Annotated in this window: 13 protein-coding genes; 10 read left to right on the top strand and 3 right to left on the bottom strand. The window is 70.2% G+C overall.

The window, feature by feature from the left end:
• Window position 1 precedes the first annotated feature (1 nt).
• From AC3A3H_RS06510 to AC3A3H_RS06500, 3 genes are all read right to left on the bottom strand, one after another.
• Window positions 2-427: an OsmC family peroxiredoxin gene (locus AC3A3H_RS06510; protein WP_487613736.1), complete on the bottom strand. Its 426-nt coding sequence runs from the start codon at window positions 425-427 to the stop codon at window positions 2-4.
• A 105-nt stretch (window positions 428-532) separates the two neighbouring features.
• Window positions 533-1,021 carry a DUF4395 domain-containing protein gene (locus tag AC3A3H_RS06505; protein ID WP_487613735.1) on the bottom strand — a complete coding sequence of 163 codons (489 nt, stop codon included), beginning with the start codon at window positions 1,019-1,021 and terminating at the stop codon, window positions 533-535.
• Between the two features lie 2 nt (window positions 1,022-1,023).
• On the bottom strand, window positions 1,024-1,446 hold the full coding sequence (locus tag AC3A3H_RS06500) for a thioredoxin family protein (protein ID WP_487613734.1): 423 nt from the start codon (window positions 1,444-1,446) through the stop codon (window positions 1,024-1,026).
• Between the two features lie 150 nt (window positions 1,447-1,596).
• Between AC3A3H_RS06500 and dapA the strand changes: the two genes are divergently transcribed.
• The 10 genes from dapA to AC3A3H_RS06450 all read left to right on the top strand — a co-directional run bounded on the left by dapA (window position 1,597) and on the right by AC3A3H_RS06450 (window position 11,919).
• Window positions 1,597-2,574, top strand: a complete 978-nt coding sequence (dapA, locus tag AC3A3H_RS06495) for a 4-hydroxy-tetrahydrodipicolinate synthase (protein ID WP_487613733.1) — start codon at window positions 1,597-1,599, stop codon at window positions 2,572-2,574.
• A 73-nt stretch (window positions 2,575-2,647) separates the two neighbouring features.
• Window positions 2,648-4,324 (top strand): ribonuclease J, encoded by a 1,677-nt coding sequence (locus AC3A3H_RS06490; RefSeq protein ID WP_487613732.1) that lies wholly within the window; start codon window positions 2,648-2,650, stop codon window positions 4,322-4,324.
• 62 nt (window positions 4,325-4,386) lie between these two features.
• Window positions 4,387-4,878: an N-acetyltransferase family protein gene (locus AC3A3H_RS06485; RefSeq protein WP_487613731.1), complete on the top strand. Its 492-nt coding sequence runs from the start codon at window positions 4,387-4,389 to the stop codon at window positions 4,876-4,878.
• Window positions 4,879-4,974: 96 nt separating this feature from the next.
• Window positions 4,975-7,785 (top strand): FtsK/SpoIIIE family DNA translocase, encoded by a 2,811-nt coding sequence (locus AC3A3H_RS06480; protein ID WP_487613730.1) that lies wholly within the window; start codon window positions 4,975-4,977, stop codon window positions 7,783-7,785.
• Window positions 7,786-7,789: 4 nt separating this feature from the next.
• A complete protein-coding gene (pgsA, locus tag AC3A3H_RS06475) occupies window positions 7,790-8,413 on the top strand; it encodes a CDP-diacylglycerol--glycerol-3-phosphate 3-phosphatidyltransferase (RefSeq protein ID WP_487613729.1) in 624 nt (207 codons plus the stop codon).
• Window positions 8,400-8,918: a CinA family protein gene (locus AC3A3H_RS06470; RefSeq protein WP_487613728.1), complete on the top strand. Its 519-nt coding sequence runs from the start codon at window positions 8,400-8,402 to the stop codon at window positions 8,916-8,918. Before pgsA ends, AC3A3H_RS06470 begins: the two co-directional genes overlap by 14 nt.
• Window positions 8,919-9,103: 185 nt before the next feature.
• Window positions 9,104-9,415 (top strand): helix-turn-helix domain-containing protein, encoded by a 312-nt coding sequence (locus AC3A3H_RS06465; RefSeq protein ID WP_345834619.1) that lies wholly within the window; start codon window positions 9,104-9,106, stop codon window positions 9,413-9,415.
• 64 nt (window positions 9,416-9,479) lie between these two features.
• Window positions 9,480-9,704, top strand: coding sequence for a DUF3046 domain-containing protein (locus AC3A3H_RS06460; protein WP_487613727.1), 225 nt, complete (start codon window positions 9,480-9,482; stop codon window positions 9,702-9,704).
• 188 nt (window positions 9,705-9,892) lie between these two features.
• On the top strand, window positions 9,893-10,972 hold the full coding sequence (gene recA / locus AC3A3H_RS06455) for a recombinase RecA (RefSeq protein ID WP_487613726.1): 1,080 nt from the start codon (window positions 9,893-9,895) through the stop codon (window positions 10,970-10,972).
• A gap of 218 nt (window positions 10,973-11,190) precedes the next feature.
• A complete protein-coding gene (locus tag AC3A3H_RS06450) occupies window positions 11,191-11,919 on the top strand; it encodes a regulatory protein RecX (protein ID WP_487613725.1) in 729 nt (242 codons plus the stop codon).
• Window positions 11,920-11,943 lie beyond the last annotated feature (24 nt).

Here is an 11,943-nt window from a genome sequence, read left to right as displayed (position 1 = left end):
CTCAGGCCAGCGTTGCTTCGATCGTGATCGGGATGCCGACGAGCGCCCGCGAGACCGGGCAGGTGCGCTTCGCCTCGTCGGCCAGGCGCTGGAAGTCCTCCTCGCCGAGCCCCGGCACCGTGGCCTGGACCAGGAGGTGGCTGCCGGTGATGCCCTGCGCGGGGTCGAATGTCACCGCGGCAGTGGTGCGGATGCTCTCCGGCGGCGTGCCGAAGGTCGCGAGGACGTTCGAGAACGCCATCGAGAAGCACGCGGAGTGCGCCGCGCCGAGCAGTTCTTCGGGCGTGGCGGTCTCCGCGCCGCCCTCCGAGCGGGCCTTCCAGTCCACCGAGAGCGTGGCCGCTCCCGAGGAGTCGAGGGAGACCGTTCCGGAGCCGGACTTCAGATCGCCGGTCCAGACCGTGGTGGATTCGCTGGTGACTGCCATGAGACCTCCTGTGAGCCGCGCCGCGAGAATGCGCGCGGGCTCGACCAGAATACTGGCGGCCCCAGTGGGGTCGACCCCCGCTCGGGGGATTCCCGGTTTCGCCGTTCAGGCGGTGGTCGCGTCTCGCCGAATCACGCCGGCCCGCACGAGGAGGAGGTAGATCTGGCAGCCGAGGCAGTAGCCGAAGACGGCGTTCAGGAACGCGGCCAGGAAGGCGAGCGCGGCGGCGATCGGAAGCGCGGCCGGCACGCCGACCACGAACAGCAGCAGGCCGAGGCCGGTGACCACGAGGCCGACGCCCTGGGCGAAGGTCGGCGGCGCCGGGTCCTCCAGCTCGGCCGGCGGAGCGAGCCGCGGGCGGACGGCGACGCGGTACAGCAGGCCGTACGGATGCCGGCGGACACCGGCGAACGCGCCCCACGCGAACAGGGCGGCGATCACGATCAGCAGCACGGCCGCGGCGGCGGTGGCGCCGGTGAGGGCGAGGAAGAGGTCGATCAGCAGCAGGACGGCGGTGATGGCGGCGCCGAATCGCGGGGAGCGCGGGTCGATGCCGGCGGCGCCGGGGCGGGTGGTGCTCGGGTTCTCGGTCATGGTCACTCCGTCAGGATGCGGTCGAGGGCGCTGCGCACGTCGCCCGGCCGGGCGGCGCCGGCGATGCGGCCGCGGACGGTGCCGCGGGCGTCGAGCAGCAGCGTGGTGGGGGTCTGCAGCACGCCGAACCGGCGGGCGAGCTCGGGGCGCGCGGTGAGGTCGACGTCCACGTGCTCGACGCCGTCGCGCTCGCCCGCCACGCCGTGCAGCACCCGCGCCGTCGACGGGCACTGGGCGCAGAAGGCGGTGGAGAACTGGACGAGCGTGGCGCGCGGGCCGAGTCCGGCGGCGCCCACCTCGGACGCCGTGACGCGGTCGGCTCTGGTCGCGCGCACGCGGCCGGTCCGCGCGCGCCAGACGACGCCCGCGGCGGTCGCGACGGCGACCAGGGCGAGCAGGACGAGGAGGGCGGAGGCGGCGGACATGGTGAGCGCGACGATACGCCCCGGCAGGCTCCGCCGACGGGATGTGACCGAAGATGACGGGCTCCTGCACAGCCGGGGCCCGCCGCGGGCTCTCCACAGATCGGCCGCCGGGGAGGCGGTCGTCCTGCCCGACCCGATAGCCTTGATCCCATGGCTGCTCCCGCGAACCCGTTCGGCCAGGTGCTCGTCGCCCTGGTCACGCCCTTCACCGCCGACGGCGAGGTCGACTGGGCCGGCGTGGAGAAGCACATGGACGATGTCATCGTCGCGGGCGCGGACGGCATCGTCGTCACGGGCACCACCGGCGAGACCTCGACGCTCACCGACGCCGAGAAGCTGCGGCTGGTCGAGGTGGGCAAGGATGTCGCGGCCGGCCGGGCCAAGATCATCACGGGCGGCGGCTCCAACGAGACCGCGCACGCCATCCAGCTCTACAAGCAGAGCGAGAAGGCGGGCGCCGACGGAGTCATGATCGTCACGCCCTACTACAACAAGCCGACGCAGGCCGGCGTGCTCACGCACTTCCGGATGATCGCGGACTCCACCGACCTGCCGGTCATCCTCTACGACATCCCCGGCCGCACGGGCATCCCGATCAAGTACGAGACCATCCTCCGCATCGCCAAGCACCCCAATGTGCTGGCGATCAAAGACGCGAAGGGCGACTTCAGCGAGGTGAGCCGCGTGCTCAACCAGACGGATCTCCTGTACTTCTCGGGCGACGACGCCAACGTGCTCCCGCACCTGGCGATCGGGGCCACCGGCCTCATCGGCGTCACGGCCAACATCACCGCGACGCCCTACCGGCAGATCGTGGACGCGGTCAACGCCGGCGACCTGACCACCGCGACCGCAGCCCACAAGAAGCTCGAGCCGCTGGTCCGCGCCGTCATGACGCACGTGCCCGGCACGGTCGCAGCCAAGTACATCCTGCACGGGCTGGGGCGCATCTCCAGCCCGCGCGTCCGTCTCCCGCTGGTCGGCCCGGAGGAGTGGGAGGCCGCCCAGATCGAGGACGAACTCGACCTCGTCCGCGACATCCCCGGCGCCGACTTCTCCAACTTCCGTCCCGACCGCAACGCCGCCGCCGGCGGCGCGCTGCCCAAGATCGCCGGGGCCACACGCTAGGGCCGCTCAGCGGCCGGATCCACCCCGGGCCACGGCCCGGATCGCACGTAAACATCTCGATATTGGAGGGCACATGCCCAACGTCGTCTCCGACCCCCCGGCACTCGAACCGGGAACGCTTCGGATCATCCCCACCGGCGGTCTCGGCGAGATCGGCCGCAACATGACCGTGTTCGAATACGAGGGCAAGCTCCTCATCGTCGACTGCGGCGTCCTGTTCCCCGAGCAGGACCAGCCCGGCGTCGACCTGATCCTGCCCGACTTCGCGCCGGTCCGCGACCGCCTCGACGACGTCCTCGGCGTCGTGCTGACCCACGGTCACGAGGACCACATCGGCGCGGTGCCCTATCTCCTCAAGCTGCGCGCCGACATCCCGCTGATCGGCTCCGGCCTGACCCTGGCGCTGGTGGAGGCGAAGCTCAAGGAGCACCGCATCCAGCCGTACACGCTGACGGTCAAGGAGGGCCGCACCGAGCAGCTCGGCCCGTTCGACCTGGAGTTCGTCGCGGTCAACCACTCCATCCCGGACGCGCTCGCCGTCGCCATCACCACGCCGGCCGGCACCGTCCTGCACACCGGCGACTTCAAGATGGACCAGCTGCCGCTCGACGACCGGATCACCGACCTGCGCGCCTTCGCCCGACTGGGCGAGAGGGGCGTCGACCTGTTCATGGCCGACTCCACCAACGCCGACGTCCCCGGCTTCACGCCGCTGGAGCGCTCCATCGGCCCGGTGCTCGACAACGTGATCGCGCGAGCTCCGCGCCGGGTGATCGTCGCCAGCTTCTCCAGCCACGTCCACCGCGTGCAGCAGGTGCTCGACGCCGCCGCGGCCAACGGCCGGCGCGTCGCCCTGCTCGGCCGCTCGATGGTCCGCAACATGACGATCGCCGCCGAACTCGGCTACCTCAAGGTGCCCGAAGGCGTGCTCATCGACTACAAGAAGGCCGCCGACCTGCCGGACGACGAGATCGTCTACATGTCGACCGGATCCCAGGGCGAGCCGATGGCGGTGCTCGCGCGCATGGCGAACCTCGACCACCAGATCGAGGTCGGTCCCGGCGACACGGTCATCCTGGCCTCCAGCCTCATCCCGGGCAACGAGAACGCGGTCTACCGGGTCATCGACGGGCTCACCAAGCTCGGCGCGAACGTCGTGCACAAGGGCAACGCCAAGGTGCACGTGTCCGGTCACGCCGCCGCGGGCGAGCTGCTCTACTGCTACAACATCCTGAAGCCCCGCAACGTCATGCCCGTGCACGGCGAGTACCGGCACCTGGTCGCCAACGCGCGGCTCGCCATGGACACCGGCGTGCCGGAGAAGAACACGATCATCGCCGAGGACGGCACGGTCATCGACCTCCGCGACGGCGTCGCCCGCGTGGTCGGCCAGCTCGACCTCGGCTTCGTCTACGTCGACGGCTCGAGCGTGGGCGAGATCACCGACGCCGACCTCAAGGACCGCCGCATCCTGGGCGAGGAGGGCTTCATCTCGATCATCGTGGTCGTGGAGGCCGCCAGTGGCCGCATCGTCACCGGCCCCGAGATCCACGCCCGCGGCTTCGCCGAGGACGACGCGGTGTTCGACGCCGTCAAGCCGAAGATCGCGGCGGCGCTCGCCGACGCGGCCCACAACGGCGTCCGCGACTCGCACGCGCTCTCGCAGGTGGTGCGCCGCACCGTCGGCCGCTGGGTCAACACCAGCTACCGCCGCCGCCCGATGATCGTGCCGCTGGTCATCGAGGCGTGATCCCGGCCCGAACCCGGGTGCCTGTAACCCGCACGAAACATCCCGGCGAGTAGCGTTCAGCCATGACAGCGTTCCGGATCCGCCCGGCGAGCGGGCAGGATGCGCGCGTCCTCTCCGACATGCTGGTGGAGGCCGCGAACTGGAACGCGTCGCGGGCCCGGCCGCGCGTCGCCGTGCTGGAGGACCCGGCCGTCCTGCGGTACATCGCCGGATGGAAGCGGCCGGGGGACTTCGGCTGCGTCGCGGAGGACGCCCACGGCGCCGCCGTCGGAGCCTGCTGGGCACGCCTGTTCCCGGCCGATGCCCCCGGCAGCGGTTTCGTCGCGGTCGGCGTCCCGGAGCTGACCCTCGGCGTCAACACGCAGTGGCGCGCGCAAGGGGTCGGCCGCGCGCTCCTGCAGGAGATCGGGAGGCTCGCCGCGGGCACCGGCGCGAGCAGGCTGAGCCTGAGCGTCGAGCGTTCGAACTTCGCCCAGCGGCTCTACGTGAGCGAGGGCTACGTGACGGTGCGCTCGCGCGCGACGGCGGACACGATGGTGCGCGTGGTGCGCTGAGGGCGGTTCCCTCACAGCCGCGTCCTGCGGGCGATTTTCCCCATTCCAGGCGCGGGATCCGTCCCCCTGGCGGGGGTCCGAAGTACCGTTGAGCCTATGGCTACGAGCACCAAGTCGACATCGTCCGCCCGGGGGTCCGGTCGCGGCGGCTCGACGGCGCGCAAGACGGCGGCCAAGAGCCCGGCCAAGACCGCAACGCAGAAGACCGTCGCCTACCCGGCGGCGGACGGCGCGCCGAGCCCGCTCGCGCGCGCGTGGATGGGGCTCGCCCATCTCACCGGCGGCGCGTTCCGTGCGCTCGGTCCGGAGAAGCTCAGCAAGGAGGAGCGCCGCGACGGCTTCCCGTTCTTCCTCGTGCTGCTCGCCATCGCCGGGGTCGTCATCGAGTGGTTCCTGATCAACGACCAGGTCGCCCGCACGCTCGACTCCTGGACGTTCGGCCTACTCTTCGGCCGGGTCGCGTTCGCGCTGCCGGTCGTCATGGTGATCTTCGCCGCCTGGCTGTTCCGGCATCCCAGCTCCGTGCACGACAACACCCGCATCGGGATCGGTCTCGGCATCCTCCTGCTCACGATCTCCGGGCTGTGCCACCTGTTCAGCCATCACCCGTCGCCCACCGACGGGGTGGCCGCGCTGGCCCAGGCGGGCGGGATGCTCGGCTGGCTGATCGCCGCGCCGCTCTCCTGGCTGATCACGCCGTACGGCGCAGGCGCCGTCATCATCCTCCTGCTGATCCTGAGCCTCTTCATCATCACCAAGACACCGCCCAACAAGCTGCCGCAGCGTATCCGCGAGCTGTACGCGTATCTGTTCGGCGCGCAACTGCCGACGGAGGAGGAGCGCCAGGAGGCCAAGGACGAGCGCAAGAGCCAGCGCACGGCGCAGGTCGAGCTCGACGGCGTCGACGACGAGCAGGAGGGCGAGACCGCCCTGCCCTGGTGGCGGCGCAACAAGTCCCAGCGCGAGGAGGACCCGGACTACGAGGCCCCGGCCGACCTCACCGAGGTGTTCGGCGCACCGACGCGCGGCAAGGGCGAGTTCGCGTCCGCGATCGAGCCCGACCCGTCGAGCGCCCACTACAACACCGAGGTGCTCGGCGAGCTCGCCAACGCCGAGAACGTCCTGCAGCGCTTCACGGGCGAACTGCCGCCGACCGCCGCCGCGGCGCCCATCGTGCCGACGGCCTCCGCCGTGCTCCCCGGCTTCCAGGCGGGCGCCGACGACTTCGACGAGACCGTCGCGGTCGACGACGGCGGCGCGGCGCAGCCGACCGCGCCGTACAACCTGCCGTCGGCCTCGATGCTGTCGGCGGGCACGCCCGCCAAGATCCGCTCCAACGCGAACGAGGAGATCGTCGCCGCGATCACGGAGGTGCTGACCCAGTTCGGCGTCGACGCCAAGGTGACCGGGTACTCGCGCGGCCCGACGGTCACGCAGTACGAGATCGAACTGGGCCCCGGCGTCAAGGTCGAGCGCGTCACGGCGCTCAGCAAGAACCTCTCGTACGCCGTCGCGAGCAACGAGGTCCGCATCCTCTCGCCGATCCCGGGCAAGAGCGCGATCGGCGTCGAGATCCCGAACAGCGACCGCGAGATCGTCTCGCTCGGCGACATCCTGCGCTCTCCGGCCTCCGTCAAGAGCACCCATCCGATGACGATCGGCGTCGGCAAGGACGTCGGCGGCGGGTTCGTGGTCGCCAACCTGGCGAAGATGCCCCACCTCCTGGTGGCCGGCTCCACGGGCTCCGGCAAGTCGAGCTTCGTCAACTCGATGATCACCAGCCTCCTGATGCGGGCGAAGCCGTCCGAGGTCCGCATGGTGCTCATCGACCCGAAGCGCGTCGAGCTCACCATCTACGGCGGCGTCCCGCACCTCATCACGCCCATCATCACGAACCCCAAGAAGGCCGCCGAGGCGCTGCAGTGGGTCGTCAAAGAGATGGACATGCGCTACGACGACCTGGCGAGCTTCGGCTTCCGGCACATCGACGACTTCAACAAGGCCGTCGTCAACAACGAGATCGTGCTGCCGGAGGGCAGCGAGCGGAAGCTCAAGCCCTACCCCTATCTGCTCGTCGTCGTGGACGAGCTCGCGGACCTGATGATGGTCGCCCCGCGCGACGTCGAGGACTCGATCGTCCGCATCACCCAGCTCGCGCGCGCGTCCGGCATCCACCTGGTGCTCGCCACGCAGCGTCCGTCCGTCGACGTCGTCACCGGCCTGATCAAGGCGAACGTCCCCTCCCGGCTCGCGTTCGCCGTGACCAGCGTCACGGACTCGCGCGTCATCCTCGACCAGCCGGGCGCCGACAAGCTGATCGGCCAGGGCGACGGCCTGTTCCTCCCGATGGGCGCGTCCAAGGCCGTGCGCGTGCAGGGCGCGTGGGTGAACGAGGACGAGATCCAGAAGGTCGTCGACCACGTGACCCGGCAGGCCAGGCCGGACTATCGCCAGGACGTCACCGTGGGCGCGGAGAAGAAGCAGATCGACTCCGACATCGGGGACGACCTGGAGCTGCTGCTCGCGGCGGCCGAGCTCGTCGTCTCGTCGCAGTTCGGCTCCACCTCGATGCTGCAGCGCAAGCTGCGCGTCGGCTTCGCGAAGGCCGGGCGGCTCATGGACCTGCTCGAGTCCCGCGAGATCGTCGGGCCGTCCGAAGGGTCGAAGGCGCGCGACGTGCTCGTGACCACGGAGCAGCTCGCGCAGGTGCTTGGCCGTCTGCGCGGGGAGGAGCCGCCGTCTCGGCCGGCGAGCGCTCCGGCGCCGGCGGAGCAGCCCGCGGGTGGCGTTGCGGGCGGCGACGGCGACCGTTATGGCGCCGACCCTGTCGCGGCGATGACCGAGGGCTATCCTGAGGTGGACGGCGACTCGGACGAGGACGCCTGGAAGCTGACCGGCAGGGAGTAGAGCGATGTCGGTGCCCGACACGCCCCCGCCTGCCGCGGCGGGCGGCAGCGCGAACCGTGCGAGCAACTGGAACGTGCCCAACCTCATCACGGTGGTACGGATCCTGCTCGCGCCGCTGTTCATCTGGATGCTGCTCGCCGACGGCGGCGCGGACGGCCCGCTGCGCTGGACGGCCGCCGTCCTGTTCGTGCTCGCCATCGCCACCGACGGCGTGGACGGCGCCATCGCGCGGCGCAACAACCTGGTCACCGATCTCGGCAAGCTGCTCGACCCGATCGCCGACAAGGTGCTGACCGGGGGAGCGCTGGTCTCGCTGTCGATCCTCGGCGAGCTGCCGTGGTGGGTCACGATCGTCATCCTGGTGCGGGAGATCGGCATCACCGTCTACCGGTTCGTCGTCATCCGCCAGGGCGTCATCGCGGCGTCCCGCGGCGGCAAGATCAAGACCGTCGTGCAGTCGGTGGCCATCTCGTTCGCGCTGTTCCCGCTCTGGACGATCTTCGGCGACTGGATCTACTGGGTGAACGGCATCCTGATGACCGCCGCGGTGATCCTGACCGTCGTGACCGGCTTCGACTACCTGTGGCAGGCGTACCGCGGCCGGAAGGCCAAGCGTGCCGGGGCCTGACGACGTCGCCGCCGCCGACCTCACGTTCCAGGTGGTGCGCACGCTCGCCGAACGCGGGCTGACGATCGCCGTCGCGGAGTCGCTGACCGGGGGAGGCCTCGCGGCCGAGCTGACCCGCGTCCCCGGAGCGTCCGCGGTCGTGCTCGGCGCGGCCGTCGTGTACGCGACCGAGCTCAAGCACACACTGCTCGGCGTCGACGCGGCGCTCCTGGACCGCGAAGGACCGGTGGATCCGGAGGTCGCCCGCCAGCTGGCCTCTGGTGTCCGGGAGCGGCTCGCCGTCGACGGGAGGCCCGCCGACCTCGGCGTCTCGACGACCGGGGTGGCCGGTCCCGACCCGCAGGGCGGACGTGAGGTCGGCACGGTCTACCTGGGCGTGTCGTCGGCCGCCGGCACCCGCTCCGTCGAGCTGGTCCTCGCCGGCGACCGGCAGTCCATCCGCGCCCAGACGGTCGCGCGAGCGGTCGGTGAACTGGCCGCGGAGCTCGGCATCGAGAGGCACTGACACCCCTTCGCGGGGTCCGCTCGGACCGGCCGCGGAGCCCAGGGAATACCTACTGTTTCAGTCTCGTTACAGGTCGTTGCATTCACAACAAAAGCCCAGTCGTCGCGGATATCGTGACTGACATGGATGCGGTACAGTTGGCATCCATTCGATACGTCGGCAGGGTAGAAGAAGGAGGCTCCGAAATGATTCTTGTACGTCAGGAAATCGGCGACGTGCTCAGGGACTTCCGCCTGCAGAAGGGCCGCACCCTCCGCCAGGTCGCGAGCAAGGCGAGTGTCGCCCTCGGCTACCTCAGCGAGGTCGAGCGCGGTCAGAAAGAGGCCTCGAGCGAGATCCTCGCCTCGGTGGCCGACGCGCTGGAGACCCCGGTGTCCGTCATCATGCGCGAGGTCGGCGACCGCATCGCGGTGCTCGAAGGTCTCGAGCCCGTCATCCCCGACACCATCCCCGACGACTTCGTCTCCGCGATGGACGCGAACCTCGTCTCCCGCTGATCATCCACGACATTCCCGAGGGCGCCCCGCACGAAGCGGGGCGCCACTCGTTTAAGGTGAACCCATGAAGTTGAGCGAGTTCCAGCGCGCCGTCACCGACGAGTTCGGCTCGGGATACGGACAGGCGCTGCTGACCGACCTCGTGCTCGGGGAGCTCGGCGGACGCACCGCGCAGGAGGCGCTGAACGCCGGCATCCCGGCGCGCGAGGTGTGGCTCGCGCTGTGCCGCGAGACCGGCGTGCCGCAGTCGCACTGGTACGGCGCGGGCAAGCCGGCGCCCCAGCGGTAATCCTTTCCGTGCGCTTTCGCGCGACACGCCGGTTCGAACCGCTCGAAGATATGTTCGGATCTGAGTAGACTCCTGCACAGGCGGCAATCGAAAACGAGTTGTCCACGAATCGATCGGTCGACGCCTGGAGTGTCGGCGGTCGGCCATACAGTCGAACTCGTCAGCGAAGTCCACGAAGGAGAACCGCAATGCCATCACCCGCAGACCGCGAGAAGGCGCTCGAGACCGCACTCGCCCAGATCGACCGTCAGTTCGGCAAGGGCTCGGTCATGCGACTGGGCAGCGACGAGCGCGCCCCCGTCGAGGTCGTCCCCACCGGGTCGATCGCACTCGACGTCGCCCTCGGAATCGGGGGTCTGCCCCGCGGCCGCATCGTCGAGATCTACGGTCCGGAGTCCTCCGGCAAGACCACGCTGACGCTGCACGCGATCGCCAACGCCCAGCGGGCCGGCGGCATCGCGGCCTTCATCGACGCCGAGCACGCGCTCGACCCGGAGTACGCCCGCAAGCTCGGCGTCGACATCGACGCCCTCCTCGTTTCCCAGCCCGACACCGGTGAGCAGGCGCTCGAGATCGCCGACATGCTCGTCCGTTCCGGCTCCATCGACCTGATCGTGATCGACTCCGTCGCCGCGCTCGTGCCGCGGGCCGAGATCGAGGGCGAGATGGGCGACTCCCACGTCGGTCTCCAGGCGCGCCTCATGTCGCAGGCGCTCCGAAAGCTGACCGGTGGGCTCAACCAGACGAACACCACGATGATCTTCATCAACCAGCTGCGCGAGAAGATCGGCGTCTTCTTCGGAAGCCCCGAGACCACCGCCGGTGGTAAGGCGCTCAAGTTCTACGCGTCGGTGCGACTCGACATCCGTCGCATCGAGACGCTGAAGGACGGCACCGAGGCGGTCGGCAACCGCACCCGCGTCAAGGTCGTGAAGAACAAGATGGCGCCGCCCTTCAAGCAGGCCGAGTTCGACATCCTCTACGGTGTCGGCATCTCACGCGAGGGCAGCTTGATCGACTTCGGTGTGGAGCACGCCATCGTCAAGAAGTCCGGCGCCTGGTACACGTACGAGGGCGACCAGCTCGGTCAGGGCAAGGAGAACTCGCGCAACTTCCTCATCGCGAACCCCGACATCGCCGCCGAGATCGAGAACAAGATCCTGATCAAGCTCGGGGTCATCGCCGATCCGAACGCGGTCGCGGCGCCCGCGGAGGCGGACAACGTGGACTCGCTGGAGAAGAAGCTGCAGGCTCGTAAGGGGGCCTGATCACGCGACGGCGCTGACATCGGCGGCACCGGCAACAGCGGGACGGGCATCAGCGGGAGACGAATGAGGAGGGGGCTGTCGTGGTCGTGAGATTTCCTTCCGAATCCTCGGGTGCTGGGGGCGAGGGGGCTGACCATGTGGCTCCGGTGACGCCGTTGCGTCGGGCGTCGGCGTCCGCGAAGCGAGAGCGTTCGGGTGAGCCGCGCGTGGTGCGACCGGTGGCGGAGCTTCCGGGGGCGCAGGACTCGCGGGCTGCGGGTTCGGGTGATGCGGCTGAGCAGTCGAGCAAGTCGGAGCACTGGAACAAGCCCGGGCAGGGGAGCACGTCAGGACAGTGGAACAACACGTGGGCGGCTGAGCCTGCGCAGGGTTCCGGCACGGTCGACGCGACCGCTTCGTCCGACACCGGCACCGTGTCCGACGCCGGCACCGCCTCCGCAGACGACCAGGAGACCGAACGGCTGGCGCGCAAGGCGTCGGGGCTCACCATCCGCCAGCTCGCGCGGCGGGGGATGTCGCGCTGGGAGTTGGAGCAGCTGCTCACCAAGCGTGAGATCGATCCCGAGGTGTTCGCGCCCGAACTCGATCGGCTCCAGGCGATGGGCGTGATCGACGACGCGTCGCTCGCCGCGACGCTGGCGTTCACCCAGCACAGCCGCAAGGGGCTCGGGCGGTCGGCGATCGAGCTCGACCTCAAGCGGCGGCACATCGACCCCGAGCTGATCGAGGAGGCAGTGGCCGATATCGCGGACGAGGACGAGCTGGAGCGGGCGACCGAGCTGGCCGTCAAGCGGATCCGGCAGCTCTCGTCGTACGACGACGAGACCGCGCGGCGGCGGCTGCACGGGTTCCTGGCGCGCAAGGGCTACGACTCCTCGGTGGTCCGGCAGGCGATGGACGCGGCGTTCGCCACGCGTGGGCGTCGCGGCGGAGTGCGATTCCAGTAGGCGCGAACGGGGGCCGGGCGGTCG

It is taken from the genome of Leifsonia sp. Soil_N53 (genome assembly GCF_057655165.1).
This window is presented reverse-complemented; position numbering and strand designations above follow the sequence as displayed.